Source organism: Alloiococcus otitis ATCC 51267, from assembly GCF_000315445.1.
Lineage (GTDB): Bacteria > Bacillota > Bacilli > Lactobacillales > Carnobacteriaceae_A > Alloiococcus > Alloiococcus otitis.
The window spans coordinates 170,885-184,457 of record NZ_JH992960.1 but is presented as its reverse complement, the minus strand read 5'-3'; the positions used below and the strand labels follow the sequence as shown (position 1 = coordinate 184,457).

Sequence of the window (13,573 nt, the reverse complement as noted above, 5' to 3'; positions counted from 1 at the left end):
ATATATATATATATAAAATATAGTGTCACATGTCACACATACCCTCTAAGCCCAATCGTACCAAGGGTTTAGAGGGTGTGACACGTGGTGTGACACGTCAGATTTAGGTGTCACATCTTAATTCTTAGAGACTCGCTTAAACCCTCTGACTTGTTTTCCATTAATTCTCTTTCTGCTCTTGACCCAGTCATCTAAATTGCTCAAGACTAGACCAATCTTCTGGATCTCAGCATTAGCCTGACTCGTCCGTCCTGAGACTCTGGTGTCATAGCTTCCGAAAGTCAGGTCAAAGATCTCTCGACTAGAGACAAAGTCCTGCTCCACCAATACGCTGTCCTTGTGACGGTTGAAGGGTGAGTCCTGCTCCATGTCTTCTAGATATTCAGCCTGGTCAGCCCTCGTCATCTCATGCCACTCTTCTGGCTTGGGGGTGTCCAGGTAGTCAAGGACGAGGTCACGGGTCACATCAGGAGCTTCAGCACCTCGTCTGACTTCTTTAGCTACCTCTTCGTTTTGCTCACTCAGAGTCAGCCCGTCTTGGTATTTATCCTGGTAAAGCTCATAGGCCTCCGCCCAGAGTTGCCCAATCACCTCATCTAATGATCCATCAAAGACACTCTTAGTCCGGTCATGAGCTTGGCAGGAGACAGGATACCAACGCCTGTTCCCAGTCATGTCCTTCAAAAATTCACTGTTATTAGTTGACCCAATAAAGACAACTGTTCTCTTCTGCTTAACGGCTAACCGTGCATAGGCAGGTCGGTAGTGGTCGGTCGTTTTGGAAATAAACCCCTTAGCTTGGTCGAGGTTCGTCCGCTTCATGCTGGCTAACTCACTTAGCTCTACAATCCACGACTGGGCTAAGATTTGTAGGTCGTCCTTATTCCCGTCTAGCCGTTGCAGGCTGTCGGTGAACCACTCACCGCCTAGCTTGGCAATAAGAGTCGACTTCCCAATCCCCTGAGACCCCTCCAGCACTGGGACAACGTCAAACTTACACCCAGGATCATAGACCCTCGCTACCGCTCCTGCAAACCACAACTCGGTCACTTCCCTCGTGTAGTCCGTGTCCTCAGCTCCCAAGTAGTCAATGAAGACTCGCCCTATTCGGCTCTTGCCGTCCCAGGCTTCCGACTGAATATAGTCCTTAACCGGGTTGAATGGCCGTAACTTACTCACCACAACCAAGGCATCAATAATCCGTTCATCCCCAAAGACTAGCCTGTATTTTCGGTTCACATAGCTCTTTAATTGAGCCGTGTCGGCATCTGACCAGTCGGGATTGAAGTCATCTTCCCAGGGCATGGGCTTAAGCTTCTCGAAGTTGCCTGCGAATTCGTTAAAGCCAAATTTGCCCTTAAAGGCCTTGGAATGCTCCAGGATTAGCTCCAAATTATAGGGATCTTGCTTTAACTCCCCTTTGTCGGTGAAACGAAAGGGTGGAACGCTCTTATCACCCTCTTCCTGGCTCTCTACGCCCTTTTGACCCTCTACTTGACCTACTCCATTACCAAGGTCTGAAAAGTCGTCACGGGCCTCCTGGATGGCTTCTCGTGCCATCTCCTCTAGAGTGGCTTGGTCACGGCTCAACAGGTCAATCATCTTCTTAAAAGAGGCCTGCTTACTGGGGTTAACCCCCTCTTTGTCGTCTTTTCCGAACTTGTGGAGTCTAACCAGGTCAAAGGCATTCACCGTCCGCCCACTAATAGGGTCAGTCCCGTGGTGGGAGTAGGCGAATTTGTCACTGTAGACTACCAGGCCGTCACTGGTTGAGCCGTCCTTATAGGTGTAACGGTCCTCTTTACTACCAGGCTCATAGACGTCCTGCAGAAAGGTCTCAATAGCCTCGCTAATACTGTAAGCTCGGCAAAACGCCCCAATCCATCCCCGTTTGGCTAAGGGGTCTTCCATCTTGGACTTGCCCCCAGCAGTCACCTCACTCTCAGAGGGGTGGAGTGGCCAGTAGCTGGCATCCGTCCAGTCTGGATAGGTCGCAAGCACCTTGTCCACGTCTAGCAGGTCACCCTCCAGCTCCTGGTAGGTGTAGTCAGCTCCCCTGGCATGGCTGGGCCAATACATTAGCCGTTCCGGCTGGAAACTGGTGGGGTCAAATTGGCTCATGCCCACTTCCTGGGCCACGTACCGCCCAATCGCTTGGTATTCATCAGCCGTCACCTCTCGACTTAGGGGGTAGACCAGACGGTATCTAGGGCTTCCCTCCTGGTGAGAGTGGGTGGAATACACAGCCCCTCTCCAGGAGAAGAGCAGGTCTAGGACTTCCACTAAGTCCTCTTGGGCTGAGTCGACATCCAGGGTTAAGAGGGACCGCAACTCGACATGGCCCGCCTTACGCTTGCCTCCCTTGAGCCAACCACCGACAAAGCCCCCCACGTCCTTAACCTCAGCCTTTCGAGTCTTGGTCATAGCTCGGTATTCGTCCCAGGACTCCTGGGTAACGGTCGGCTGGCTGAGTCGGTCTAAGAAGTCCGCCCAGGTCATCTCTGTATTCTTCCATTTGCTTGACTTGCGACTGTCAGCAGTCGCTATTTTTAAATTCATTCATTCCAACCTTCTTCCTTTCTTAATCTTTCATGTAGAACTTCGTCTCAAAACCGTCAGCATTGAGGGGCAGTCCGTCCGCCCAGTCAGGGGCAACGGCTAGCAATTCATTGACTGGCTCAACCGACTGGTCAAGCGGTGCTTCAATGACGGCCTCGTCATGGACGTGAAAGACGGTTTGGTATCCAGCCTCATCAAGCCGTTTCAGCCCCTCAGCCAGGAGGTCTCTAGCCGTAGCCTGGACCAGGTTCTCGACTAGTTTGCCTCCGTAAGTCTCTAAACGGACAAAACCCGCTCTCGTCCCTTGGCCGTCATATTCGATTGCTTGGCCGAACTTGCCCGGGACAAGCTTTGGGTGAGGGTAGTTTATGGCTCGGCCACTCGGGAGGATGAACCGTAAGAAGCCTTTTTCTTTCTTAATCTTAATCCGTCCCCCTGCTGTGGTTCTGACTCTCCCGTCTTGGATGGTCTGCTTGGCTTTATTTTCTGTGTCATACCAGAGCGAAACCACGTTGCTGTTGGCCTCTCGCCAGGCATCCACTAGGCCCTGTAGGTCACTCTCTGGAATGCCCATGCTGAGCGCCCCCATTTGCTTCAGCGCTCCTACACCGCCTTGGTAGCCCAGGGCAAGCGTAGCCACCTTGCCACGCTGTCGGTACTCTGGGGTGACTTGGTCGACACCGCCCAAGTGGAACATCTGGTCGGCCGTGGCCTCATAGATCTTGCCATGGTCTTGAAAGGCCTGGAGTGACCACTCTTCGCCCGCCAGCCAGGCAATGACTCTAGCCTCTATAGCGGAGTAGTCACTGACTAGGAAGTGGTGACCGTCTTTGGCTACAATCCCAGTCCGGAGCAGTTGCTTTAAGACCTCAGGCACTTCATCATAGATGAGTTCTAAGGCTTCCACATCTTCAGCCTTGACCAGGTCTCTAGCGTGGTCTAAGCCCCTCAAGTAGTTGCGGGGTAGGTTCTGGACTTGGAGCAACCGCCCTGCCCACCGTCCTGTCCGACTCGCTCCGTAGAACTGGAGCAGTCCTCTGATCCGTCCATCTGACCCGGTGGCGCTGTCCATGACATGGTATTTTTTAGTGGAGGTGTTCGCCCCCTCTAGCCTGAGCTTTAAGACTTCTCTCACGTCTGGGTCTAGCCCCTCATCTTGGCTTGCCTCTTCCACGTTGGCCTTGCGGACATTGTCATGAGGGTAGCCCCGCTCTTGTAGCCACTCAGTGAGTTGAGCCACTGAGTTGGGGTTATCAAGCCCGGTCAGGTCTTTCAGTCGGGCCTGGATCGCTTCAGTCCGCTTAGCCATGAGGTCAATTGCGGACTCAGCTAAGTCCTGGTCAATTTGAACCCCTCGGTCGTTAATGGTTTGGTCAAGGGCATAGATCTCCCATTCCCTGTCTGTCATTGGCAACTTGTCCAGCCTTTCGGCAATGGCCATCTCGGTCTTGACGTCTTGAATATTATACTTAACGTAAGCTTCCCATTTCTCTGGGTCATCTTCTGGTCTATTGCGGTCACGCTTGCCTCGTGCAGGCTTAGAGAAATAGTTAATGAGGTGAGTCCCTGCCTGGTCTTTCTGCTCTCGGACTCCCAGGAATTCAGCGCACCGGCCTAGACTCCCTGGTAGGCCTAGACTGTAGGCATGTACCATGGTGCATTCCCACTGCCTTGGGTCTAACCAGTTGAATTCATCTACAAATCCCTCATTGTAGAGGTAGTGAGACAAGCAGACTCGCTCAAATTGAGCGTTAAAGGCCTTCTTCTTGACCGACTCATCCACTAGCAGGTCTGCAATGTCCTGGGGTAGGTCTTGCTGAGTCAAGTCCAAGCAGATCACCTCCCCGCCGTCTAAGGAGCAGGAGAAGAGGAGGATGTCAAAGGTGGAGTCATCAGCGTAGCGATAGACCCCCACCTTGGGCAGGTCAGCCTCGCTATAGGTTTCGATATCGATATTCATCCGCATAAGCCAGGTCTCAACTCCTCCCTGATCGTCTGCAGTCTCGGCTCATCATCTGCCACATAGGTGAGCTGGCCGTATTCAGCCTCCAATTGCTGGATTAGCTTGTAGTTGATGACTCCACCAACCCCCCTGCGAGGGAGAGCTGAGCCGACCTTTTCCCGACTTCTGGTTTTCGGTCCTACCAACTCCCCATAAGTGACCCACTCATAGTCTAGATCCCACTCGGGGCTGTCAGCTAGGGCTTCTAACTTAGCAAGACCCGGCTCTGTGACGGGCTTGTCTTCCCGACACCAAGCGAGGAAGTTGCTTGGGTTCACGTCAGCTAGTCGTGCGATCTGGGTGCGATTAAGCCCCTTTTCCAAGGCCCGAATGAGGATCTGTCTTAAGACGTCAGGCTTTTCAGGCAAGTCCAGCCAAGGCTCAATCTCATCCAACGACCAACCTAGAGTCACGGCCGTATTAAATAACTTGTTAGCCCCCGGTATGTTGTAGTCATCCTCCCACTTGCAGTAAGTGTGGTAGTTAGCCTCCAGTAATCTAGCCATGTCGGTCTTGTAAACCCCATGTTCTTCTCTGTATTTCTTTAACCTGTCTCCAATACTAAGCATCCTGCTCATCCCTTTCTTCTAACTTCTCTCTTAGCCTTTGCAGCGTGTAAATCGCCTTGTCCAAGTCCTGGAGGGGGTTGTCTTTGTCTCGCTTCATATATCGCTCTGCGATACAGACCATGACTGTCTTGTAGTGGTCAAAGGGTAGGGTTGCATGCCAGGCCTCAAAGAGATCCATGTCGCCTTGTCTGTAGTGGTCTGGTTTAATCGGGTCAGTCATCCCCCTCAACCTCCCCACTCACGTCAATCACGAGTTTCGGCATGGTGTAGTCGTCTCTTGTCGGGTTGTCCAGGTCTACACCCTGGTCTTTTAACTTCTGAAAATCTACGCTCAAAGTTTTCATCATGTCTACTACCCCACTCTCTCCCAACTTTCGTCTAGCCTGGTGGTAGGTCTTAGCATCAATAGTTGCAATTTTAAATTCACCTTTTTTATTAATATAGCCTAGTCGATAGGATCGCATTTTTCTTCCGCCTCCTCTTCCGTGACTCGGTCAACCAAGACATAAGCACTGGGTTCTAAATTAAATTGTTTCTTGAATAGCTGAATAGCCTGTGGTCGGCTATTAGCCTCGATAACATCACCATAATAATTTCCAAATTCATCAATATGACATAATCGATAAGCACCGTTCTGCATGGTTATTCCTCCTTTAATAAGCAAAAAAGGGGGCTGTTATGCCCCCCGTCCGCCTGTGTCTTTCTTATAGAATATCGTCTAATCCATCACTGCTATCTTCGGCTTCAAAGTCGGCAAAGTCAGACTCAGCACTGGCTTGACCGCCTAAGCGTTCACCTTTGCCAAGCACCATGACGTTGTTCAGCCCTGCAGAGACCCCCTTGTTGCCACTGGTGTTGTAAGGGTAGAAGTTGAGGGATACGTTGGCGTAGACCCCACTGTAGACTTCTTCTGGGTCATCTGTTTTGTCTTTGAATTTGTTGATGAGACCTGGTCGTCTCTTAGAGTTGAGGTTGATGTAGAGCGTGTCCTCATATTCTGGGTTTTCTGCGAAGTCGTATTTTTCTTCCGCATCATGTAAGGTGGTCTTAAGCCGGTCACGCTTAACTCCCTTAAGCCGCCCGCCCTCTAAACCCTGCTTGTAGGCAATGTCTATGGCTTTCTTCATATTCTCAATGTTCTCAGTGTCAGACTTCTCAATGATGACTTGGGTGGAATACTTCGGCTCTCCGCCGTTAATGGATTTCGGCTCAAGCAGGTTGGCAAATGATAGGCGGACATTTTTAAGGATTACTTTAGTTGAGTTTTGTTTAGACATTTGAATTTTCCTCTCTTTTTTTTATAAGTTTTTAAAATCATTTTTGGCTGTTACTTCAGAGTTAAGGGCAGGTCGCTTATCCCCTGCAGGAGCAAGAGTTGGCTTACCTTCTGGCTTAGTGATATAATCACTGGACAACTCTGCAAATTCTTTCTTCCCGACAAGCTTCTCAAGCTTGCCAAGGGTCTCCAATTTTGGCTCTTTGTAGATCTGGCCTTCTTTAAAGCCCTGGTCTTGCAAGACCTTAGCTAGACCCGCCTCATCACTAATCTTGCGATTAGACCGCCCCTCAACCACTTTAAAGCCTGGGACGTCCTTGCCGTCTAAGAGGCTCTTCAAGGCAAAGTCCTCCACGTCTTTGAGCCAACGTTTGATCTGATCAGCCTGGTCTAGGACTTCGGTTAACTCGTCAGGGTCTAGGACTGCCCCCTCACCGTATTCGTATTTCTCAATGAAGTCTTTATTCTGCTCAAATTGAGGTCGGAGTCGGCCTCGAACGTTGGAGAAGCGCAGCACATCTTCAGTGATGTTCCACTCCCCAATTCCCTGGTCTGCTAGGCTAGCACGAGGCGCAACGTAGTTTTCAGCCCAATAAAGAAGCTCATCTGTTGCGACTGTAAAGCTGTCTAGGTGGTCTAACCGTGGCTGGACAATGGTCATGGTGATGGTCTCGAAGTCGTAGACAAAGTCAAATTTCTCATAAGCCCCTAAAGCATAGAGCATGAGTTGCGGGTTTTGATAAGCATCCACCTTAATCCCCTTGCCGTATTTCAAGTCGACAATCTCAATTCGCCCTGGGCTAGTGATGACCACGTCACTCGTCCCAAATCCTCCTGGGACGTACTTGTCAAAGCTGACTTGTTGCTCTAAGTCCATATTAGCTAAGTCGCCATGATTGTTGTATAGTTCAACAACATAATCTCGGTAGCGATCGGTGGCTTCTTCCATCTCTTGGTCATAATATTCACTGGATTTCTTAAAGTCCTCAATGGCCTTGGTCACGTTCCGCCCAATGAAGTCCTTGAGTTTCAACTCGGCCAGCTTGTGGGCATCCGTCCCCTCCAGAGCATAGCTAGAGGTGCGCTTGCGACCACCAACGAGTTCTTCCAGGCTGATGATCGGCGGACAGGTCAGCCAACGCTTGGCGCTAGAAGCACTCAGCCGTGCGTGTTTGTCGGGCATGCTACTCCTCCTCTACTAGGTCTGCTAGGGCCTGGCCCACTACGTTCACTAGGTCGTCTGGGACTTGAGAGATCTTGCCAATTTCGTGCTGGTCTAAAATCTTCTTGACTTGGCTTAGCTTGCCAGACTTGTTGGCTTTAACGGCTAACTCCGTCAAGTCCTCTTGGCTGTAGCTGACCTCCTCTGTCACCTCTGCATCCCCTGCTGTCGGCTCACCGGCTTGGACAGTGACCTCCTCATGTTGGAGAAGTTGCAGGACTTCCTCCAGGTTTTTGGCCTTATAACTTACATGAATTTTCATTTAGATTTTCCTTTCTTTTTGGTATACTTTAGTTAGGACATTTTAATAAGGGCAATGAGATACTGCACATCTCCTGCCTCAATCACGACTTCTCTTCGCTTTGTTGGCGCAAAGTGGAGGGAAGCTTTTTTGTGGCCTAATTTTTCAAAAAACAGGAGGGCATTCTCTAAATAAGCTACCTTAAGCTGGAAGAAGTAGTCCTGGTCAAGGTGAGAGTAGTCCGCCTTAGCAATCGACTCTCTCAATTTCTGACGATCGTCATCCGACTCATGCATGTGGTGAAGGTAGTCCTTGCTTAACTCATTACTCAAGGTCAGCCCTGCTGGGTGGACTTGGCAAACTACTGAGGGGTAGCCGAATTGTCTCTGCAATCTGGCGTGATCCTTAACCTGTTTAATGTAGATCTCTACGCTGACACCGTCCTTGATTAGCTCTTCTGCTCTCTGCCAGACCAGGTCTGTGTCTGGGTAGTCCTCCAGGGGATCAACTTCACCGTCATGGCTGTTCTTGACCCTCAACGCTGCATAGCTATTGGTCACTTCCGTTGAGCCATCAGATCGAAAGTTGACTCGGCTCAACTTGCCGTGGAAGTCTGGCGCTGCATGGACTCGGATCATCTTCCGGAGTTCTAACTCGAGCAGTTCTAATAACTTCTTATCCAAGATCTTCATCCTCTCTAGCCTCTGCCTCTCTCCGTTTCTTGTCTTTCAATAACTCGTGGCCGTAGAGCCAGACCACAAAGACGAATGGCACGATTAAGGCCTCACCGCCGGGCCACCAGGTAGACCGTTTAGGCAGTTCAAAAATATACATTAATAACGACACGTTTAGTGCTATTGAAAACACAATGATTTTTTCTTTCATTTAATCTCCTCCTATTCGGTGCTTGGCCATGAAGTCGTCAATGTCTGATCGCTTGATCCGCTGAGTCCCCTGCAAGACCGTCACGGGTAAGCCCTGCTTAATCCAACCCTTCAGGGTGGGGTAGCTGGTGCTGGTGTAGACACAAGCCTTTTTCAAGGTCAAAAACTCAGACTGAATGGCCTGTCTCTTTTCAATCTCTTTGATGGACTGGTCTACTTTCTGGCCTAGAGCCTCAATCAATCGAGTCTCAAAGTCATCACTCACTACTTGCATCCTCTCGCTCCTTTCCTTATATATGAATTTAATTCATATAATAGACATAGTTAAACGCATTCTTTGTGCTTAACCCCTAATAAGTCGTCAGTCGAGACGTTGAAATACTGGGACACTTTAATGAGACTTTGCGAACTCATTGAAAGCTGATCCTTTTCCCAGCGACTGACTTGTGTCTGCGCCACCCCTAATTTATTAGCCAATTCCTTTTGGCTTAGGTCACGACTGACCCTAAGATCTTTAATCCTAATCATTAATTTCACCTCCTGCCCTTGTGGCTTGACTCTATAGTATATGATTATAATTCATATGTCAAGCGTGTAATGAAATAATATCATATTTTTATTTTTAATAACAAATACGGTATAATTTATGTTGAATTTAAATCATATGCTTGGTATAATTTATTCAGGAGGTGAATAATATGAATGATGTTGGAGGTCGTATTAAGGAGTTGAGAACAGGGCGAGATTTTAGCCAAACCGAACTAGCTCACAAAATGGGCTATAAAAACTACACTACTATTACGAAATGGGAAAGTAATAATAGCCTCCCGAGAGGCAAAGAGCTAAAAATGCTAGCTGAACTATTTAATGTAACAACTGATTATATACTAGGCTTGTCAGATGAGAAATACCCAGTAGATGATAGTATTTCTTCCATCTACTCCCAACTCAACCCTGACCGTCAGAAGAAAGCTTATCGCTACACCCAAGACCTGCTAGATGAGCAGAATTCCCTGCATGAGGTGCAGACCATCTACGTGATCTCCAAGCTGTCAGCAGGGACAGGGATTATCGACTTAGACCCTGAAGATGGTGAATATATGGAGGTTAAAGGGCATGTCCCTAAGCATGACCTAGCCTTTGAAGTCGCAGGCGACTCCATGAACCCCCTCTTTGAAGACAAGGAGATTGTCTACATTGAGCGGACCAGTGATGTGCGAAGCGGTCAAATCATAGCAGTCCAGATCAACGAGGAGGCGTATATTAAGAAAGCTTATAAGGAAGATGATCATCTTAGACTGGTCTCCTTAAATGCTAAATACGAAGACATCTACGCTGACGAGAATGACGACATCCGAGTGATCGGAAGAGTTCTACTATAATAGGAGGAATTACAATGAAGAAGAAATTAATCACCCTACTTAGCTTAAGTTCACTGATCTTAGTGGCCTGTGGCCAGGACGAGCCGACCGCCACCCAAGACCAAGAGCCTGCCCAAGAAGAGCAGGCTCAAGAGGATCAGCAGGAAGAGCAAGCTGACGAGCAGACCCAGGAAGAAGAGCAAGAGCAGGCAGAAGAAGCTAGTGACGTAGACGACTCAGAGGGAGACGAATTGGAAGAAGGTGAGGAAGAAGTCGCTGAGGTCGAGTCTCAATCAGGGCAGTGGCCAGATGCCGCTTACTGGACTCAAGACGACCTCCCTAAAGAATTGGAATTCGACAATGCCAAATACACCATTCATAGCATTGACATCAGTGAGGGGAGCATGACAGGCTCTACTATCATCACTCTCACCATGGATTATGAGAACTTAGGAGACCAGACCAACTCCCCTTACCTCTCCTTTATCACGGACATGAATGCCGTCCAGACAGACGGCAATACCACCGTCACCCTAAACGGTGCTAATGCAGAGATGGACAACCTGGAAGACCAAGAAGCAGTCAACATGGGAGACACCCAGGTCAATCCAGGTGGAGAAGTCCACGCCACCATTGGCTATACTTTGAGTGATCCAAGCCTAGATGTCGGCTTCATCATTCGATCCACCGAGATCATGGGCAACCCTCAAGGCTTTGCCTGGTCCGTTAATTAACCCCTCTCGCCCCCTCCACCAGGGGGCTTTTCATTAAGAAAGGAATACGAGATGGCTAAATACTGGAAATATAAGCTGAAGAACGGAGAGACGAAATGGGCCATTAGAGGCTATCTGGGGGTCGATAAGAAAACTGGCGATAAGAAATTTGTCCACTGGCAAGGGTTTGACACCAAAACCAGCGCTAGGATTAAATTCGAGCAGGCCCGTCACGACTTCAACCAGTCCCAAGAGTCGGTTAGGGCTAAGCGGGTTAAATTTAAAGACCTCTACAAGGAATTTCTTCCCTACTATAGGAATACGAGCGTAGCCCCCTCCACAGTCAATAAATTCCAATACGAAACAGACAAGCACATTATCCCCTCAATTGGGGACTATTATATAGAAGAGATCACCATAGACGATCTGCAGAAGTTGGTCGCCACCGTAAGGGCTAACCGCAAAGACTTCCGTAAGGTCTTAGGTCATGCCAGGGCAATCTTCAGATATGGGGTCGAGAAAGGCTACCTCAACTCTAACCCCATGGACAAGATCCAGATCAAATCTACCAAGACTAAATATAAGCAAAGACGACTAGCAGGAGACCAGAATTTCTACACCACAGACCAGCTCCTCACTTTCCTCAACTTCTATAAAGACCATGGTGAGTTTTATCAATTTGTTTTCTTTCGTCTCTTAGCCTTTGCAGGCCTTAGACGAGGAGAGGCCTTGGGGCTTAAGGTGAGTGACTTAGATCACATTAACCAGGCCGTCACCTTAAATCAGATCGTGGCAGAAGACGGCAATGGCAACTCCACCCTCAAGCCATTCACCAAAACCCAGCAGTCCGATAGCACGCCCAGCGTGGTCTACCTAGACCAATACACTTATCAAGTCTTGACTCAGCTGGCTGAGAGTGACACCGTGGTCAATAACCAGGGGAATAAAGTCCGCATCCCTAAGCGGGACTTCATCTTCACTTCCCCCATCACATTCAGCTATTTTCACCAATCCGCCCCCAACGACTGGCTTCGGTCTTTCTGGCGCAAAAATAAAAAAGCCCTAGAAGATCTAGGACTTCATTATATTTCACCCCACGGCTTTCGCCACTCCCAGGCTACTATGCTATATGAGCTAGGGGTGAGTCTGAAAGATGCTCAGCACCGCTTGCGACACAAGAATATCAAGACCACGTCCGATATCTACACTCACGTATCAGACGATCGACACAAATTAGTCGCAGATAAGTTGAGTCAAATTCAGACAAAGGATGACAAAAAGGATGACAAAATTATCCAATTCCCAAGACAAAGCACGTAACAATAGGCTTTATAAGGACTAACCAACAGACCCTTCCATCTCGTATGAGATTAGACGGTTCAATTCGACTGCGTATTCCATTGGCAGCTCTTTAGAGAATGGCTCAACAAATCCCATGACAATCATTTCAGTTGCTGTCTCTTCGTCCAGTCCACGACTCATTAGGTAGTAAAGCTGTTCTTCTGAAATTTTTGAGACCTTGGCCTCGTGTTCCAAGGCGACATTGTTGTTGTGGATTTCATTAAATGGAATCGTGTCTGATTTGGACAATTCATCCATAATAATGGTGTCACATTCAATGTGGGAAATAGAACCTGACGAATTTTTCCCAAAGACAACCTGGCCGCGGTAGTTGACTTCCCCACCATCTTTTGAGATAGATTTAGACACAATGGAGCTAGAGGTGTTCGGCGCATTGTGGATCATTTTAGCCCCAGTATCTTGGACTTGGTTGGCACCAGCCATAGCGATAGACATGGTCGTTCCTCTTGCCCCTTCACCATTGAGGTGGATGCTTGGGTATTTCATGGTTGTTTTAGCCCCAAGGTTGCCGTCAACCCACTCAACTGTAGCCCCTTCAGCAGCATGGGCTCGTTTAGTGACTAAGTTGTATACATTGTCAGACCAGTTTTGAATGGTGGTATAGCGGCAGTAGGCATCTTTTTTGACGATGATTTCAACCACTGCTGCGTGGAGGGAGGAAGCTGAGAAGGTTGGAGCGGTACAGCCTTCTACGTAGTGGACACTGGCTCCTTCATCCACAATAATCAAGGTTCGTTCGAATTGGCCCATCATTTCTTCGTTAATCCGGAAGTACATTTGAAGGGGGACGTCACACTTGACCCCTTTAGGAACGTAGATAAAGGTTCCACCAGACCAAACGGATGAGTTTAAGGCAGCGAGCTTGTTGTCAGTTGGGGGTACCACTGTCCCGAAGTGTTCTTTGAAGAGTTCAGGATACTCTTGCAAGGCAGAGTCGGTATCCATAAAGACAATCCCTTGTTTTTCGAACTCTTCTTTCATGTTGTGATAGACAACTTCTGACTCATATTGGGCACCTGACCCTGCTAAGTATTGACGTTCGGCTTCAGGCACACCCAAGCGGTCAAAGGTTTCTTTAATTTTTTCAGGGACGTCATCCCAATCGCGTTCGGGTTTTTCGCTGGCTTTCCGGTAGTAAGTATAGTTGTCAAAGTCTACTCCCGATAAATCTGCCCCCCATGTGGGTACTGGGCGGTCTTTATAGTGCTTGTAGGCTTTTAGCCGGTAGTCTAGCATCCATTCTGGTTCATTTTTGCGGGCAGAGATTTCTCTAATAATATCTTCGTTTAACCCTTTACCGGTGTCGTAAATACTTTCAACGTCATCATGAAAACCAAATTGGTAATCTCTAGTTGGTACATCTTTTACCATTTTATTCATTCTC

Annotated in this window: 17 protein-coding genes; 3 read left to right on the top strand and 14 right to left on the bottom strand. The window is 48.5% G+C overall.

The genetic code is table 11. The annotated features are described in order from the left end of the window. Window positions 1-117 precede the first annotated feature (117 nt). From HMPREF9698_RS06870 to HMPREF9698_RS06810, 13 genes are all read right to left on the bottom strand, one after another. Window positions 118-2,559: a virulence-associated E family protein gene (locus tag HMPREF9698_RS06870; protein ID WP_003778662.1), complete on the bottom strand. Its 2,442-nt coding sequence runs from the start codon at window positions 2,557-2,559 to the stop codon at window positions 118-120. 22 nt (window positions 2,560-2,581) lie between these two features. After that, the gene (locus tag HMPREF9698_RS06865) at window positions 2,582-4,519 is read right to left on the bottom strand and encodes a DNA polymerase (RefSeq protein WP_003778658.1); all 1,938 of its coding nucleotides are present in this window, start codon (window positions 4,517-4,519) and stop codon (window positions 2,582-2,584) included. Next, the gene (locus tag HMPREF9698_RS06860; RefSeq protein WP_003778656.1) at window positions 4,516-5,130 is read right to left on the bottom strand and encodes a helix-turn-helix transcriptional regulator; all 615 of its coding nucleotides are present in this window, start codon (window positions 5,128-5,130) and stop codon (window positions 4,516-4,518) included. Before HMPREF9698_RS06860 ends, HMPREF9698_RS06865 begins: the two co-directional genes overlap by 4 nt. Next, entirely contained in the window at window positions 5,123-5,350 is a 228-nt protein-coding gene (locus HMPREF9698_RS06855) for a DUF3310 domain-containing protein (protein WP_003778655.1), read from the bottom strand. Before HMPREF9698_RS06855 ends, HMPREF9698_RS06860 begins: the two co-directional genes overlap by 8 nt. Next, window positions 5,343-5,594 (bottom strand): hypothetical protein, encoded by a 252-nt coding sequence (locus HMPREF9698_RS06850; RefSeq protein WP_003778653.1) that lies wholly within the window; start codon window positions 5,592-5,594, stop codon window positions 5,343-5,345. Before HMPREF9698_RS06850 ends, HMPREF9698_RS06855 begins: the two co-directional genes overlap by 8 nt. Further along, window positions 5,576-5,770, bottom strand: a complete 195-nt coding sequence (locus HMPREF9698_RS06845; RefSeq protein ID WP_003778650.1) for a hypothetical protein — start codon at window positions 5,768-5,770, stop codon at window positions 5,576-5,578. Before HMPREF9698_RS06845 ends, HMPREF9698_RS06850 begins: the two co-directional genes overlap by 19 nt. Window positions 5,771-5,834: 64 nt before the next feature. Beyond that, window positions 5,835-6,407, bottom strand: coding sequence for a DUF2815 family protein (locus HMPREF9698_RS06840; RefSeq protein WP_003778648.1), 573 nt, complete (start codon window positions 6,405-6,407; stop codon window positions 5,835-5,837). A gap of 21 nt (window positions 6,408-6,428) precedes the next feature. Then, window positions 6,429-7,589, bottom strand: coding sequence for a DUF2800 domain-containing protein (locus HMPREF9698_RS06835; RefSeq protein WP_003778644.1), 1,161 nt, complete (start codon window positions 7,587-7,589; stop codon window positions 6,429-6,431). A gap of 1 nt (window position 7,590) precedes the next feature. Next, window positions 7,591-7,890, bottom strand: coding sequence for a hypothetical protein (locus HMPREF9698_RS06830; RefSeq protein ID WP_003778641.1), 300 nt, complete (start codon window positions 7,888-7,890; stop codon window positions 7,591-7,593). Window positions 7,891-7,922: 32 nt separating this feature from the next. After that, on the bottom strand, window positions 7,923-8,552 hold the full coding sequence (locus tag HMPREF9698_RS06825) for a hypothetical protein (RefSeq protein WP_040292719.1): 630 nt from the start codon (window positions 8,550-8,552) through the stop codon (window positions 7,923-7,925). Beyond that, window positions 8,545-8,754, bottom strand: coding sequence for a hypothetical protein (locus tag HMPREF9698_RS06820; protein ID WP_003778637.1), 210 nt, complete (start codon window positions 8,752-8,754; stop codon window positions 8,545-8,547). Before HMPREF9698_RS06820 ends, HMPREF9698_RS06825 begins: the two co-directional genes overlap by 8 nt. Continuing rightward, on the bottom strand, window positions 8,755-9,027 hold the full coding sequence (locus HMPREF9698_RS06815; RefSeq protein ID WP_003778636.1) for a helix-turn-helix domain-containing protein: 273 nt from the start codon (window positions 9,025-9,027) through the stop codon (window positions 8,755-8,757). Window positions 9,028-9,077: 50 nt separating this feature from the next. Further along, the gene (locus HMPREF9698_RS06810) at window positions 9,078-9,281 is read right to left on the bottom strand and encodes a helix-turn-helix domain-containing protein (protein ID WP_003778634.1); all 204 of its coding nucleotides are present in this window, start codon (window positions 9,279-9,281) and stop codon (window positions 9,078-9,080) included. A 170-nt stretch (window positions 9,282-9,451) separates the two neighbouring features. Between HMPREF9698_RS06810 and HMPREF9698_RS06805 the strand changes: the two genes are divergently transcribed. Genes HMPREF9698_RS06805 through HMPREF9698_RS06795 form a run of 3 tightly spaced genes read left to right on the top strand, consistent with a single transcriptional unit; the run spans window position 9,452 to window position 12,147 of the window. Then, the gene (locus HMPREF9698_RS06805) at window positions 9,452-10,135 is read left to right on the top strand and encodes a helix-turn-helix domain-containing protein (RefSeq protein ID WP_003778631.1); all 684 of its coding nucleotides are present in this window, start codon (window positions 9,452-9,454) and stop codon (window positions 10,133-10,135) included. 14 nt (window positions 10,136-10,149) lie between these two features. Next, on the top strand, window positions 10,150-10,848 hold the full coding sequence (locus tag HMPREF9698_RS06800; RefSeq protein ID WP_003778629.1) for a DUF5067 domain-containing protein: 699 nt from the start codon (window positions 10,150-10,152) through the stop codon (window positions 10,846-10,848). Between the two features lie 51 nt (window positions 10,849-10,899). Continuing rightward, window positions 10,900-12,147 (top strand): tyrosine-type recombinase/integrase, encoded by a 1,248-nt coding sequence (locus tag HMPREF9698_RS06795; protein WP_003778627.1) that lies wholly within the window; start codon window positions 10,900-10,902, stop codon window positions 12,145-12,147. Between the two features lie 18 nt (window positions 12,148-12,165). On the opposite strand, the gene sufB is transcribed toward HMPREF9698_RS06795, so the two are convergent. Continuing rightward, window positions 12,166-13,560, bottom strand: a complete 1,395-nt coding sequence (sufB, locus tag HMPREF9698_RS06790; protein ID WP_003778625.1) for a Fe-S cluster assembly protein SufB — start codon at window positions 13,558-13,560, stop codon at window positions 12,166-12,168. Window positions 13,561-13,573: the final 13 nt, after the last annotated feature.

What these genes read in the sequence shown, in the direction of transcription:
- HMPREF9698_RS06870 (WP_003778662.1), bottom strand. Translation starts at nt 2,559, where the DNA reads ATGAATTTAAAAATAGCGACTGCTGACAGTCGCAAGTCAAGCAAATGG.
- HMPREF9698_RS06865 (WP_003778658.1), bottom strand. Translation starts at nt 4,519, where the DNA reads ATGAATATCGATATCGAAACCTATAGCGAGGCTGACCTGCCCAAGGTG.
- HMPREF9698_RS06860 (WP_003778656.1), bottom strand. Translation starts at nt 5,130, where the DNA reads ATGCTTAGTATTGGAGACAGGTTAAAGAAATACAGAGAAGAACATGGG.
- HMPREF9698_RS06855 (WP_003778655.1), bottom strand. Translation starts at nt 5,350, where the DNA reads ATGACTGACCCGATTAAACCAGACCACTACAGACAAGGCGACATGGAT.
- HMPREF9698_RS06850 (WP_003778653.1), bottom strand. Translation starts at nt 5,594, where the DNA reads ATGCGATCCTATCGACTAGGCTATATTAATAAAAAAGGTGAATTTAAA.
- HMPREF9698_RS06845 (WP_003778650.1), bottom strand. Translation starts at nt 5,770, where the DNA reads ATGCAGAACGGTGCTTATCGATTATGTCATATTGATGAATTTGGAAAT.
- HMPREF9698_RS06840 (WP_003778648.1), bottom strand. Translation starts at nt 6,407, where the DNA reads ATGTCTAAACAAAACTCAACTAAAGTAATCCTTAAAAATGTCCGCCTA.
- HMPREF9698_RS06835 (WP_003778644.1), bottom strand. Translation starts at nt 7,589, where the DNA reads ATGCCCGACAAACACGCACGGCTGAGTGCTTCTAGCGCCAAGCGTTGG.
- HMPREF9698_RS06830 (WP_003778641.1), bottom strand. Translation starts at nt 7,890, where the DNA reads ATGAAAATTCATGTAAGTTATAAGGCCAAAAACCTGGAGGAAGTCCTG.
- HMPREF9698_RS06820 (WP_003778637.1), bottom strand. Translation starts at nt 8,754, where the DNA reads ATGAAAGAAAAAATCATTGTGTTTTCAATAGCACTAAACGTGTCGTTA.
- HMPREF9698_RS06815 (WP_003778636.1), bottom strand. Translation starts at nt 9,027, where the DNA reads ATGCAAGTAGTGAGTGATGACTTTGAGACTCGATTGATTGAGGCTCTA.
- HMPREF9698_RS06810 (WP_003778634.1), bottom strand. Translation starts at nt 9,281, where the DNA reads ATGATTAGGATTAAAGATCTTAGGGTCAGTCGTGACCTAAGCCAAAAG.
- HMPREF9698_RS06805 (WP_003778631.1), top strand. Translation starts at nt 9,452, where the DNA reads ATGAATGATGTTGGAGGTCGTATTAAGGAGTTGAGAACAGGGCGAGAT.
- HMPREF9698_RS06800 (WP_003778629.1), top strand. Translation starts at nt 10,150, where the DNA reads ATGAAGAAGAAATTAATCACCCTACTTAGCTTAAGTTCACTGATCTTA.
- HMPREF9698_RS06795 (WP_003778627.1), top strand. Translation starts at nt 10,900, where the DNA reads ATGGCTAAATACTGGAAATATAAGCTGAAGAACGGAGAGACGAAATGG.
- sufB (WP_003778625.1), bottom strand. Translation starts at nt 13,560, where the DNA reads ATGGTAAAAGATGTACCAACTAGAGATTACCAATTTGGTTTTCATGAT.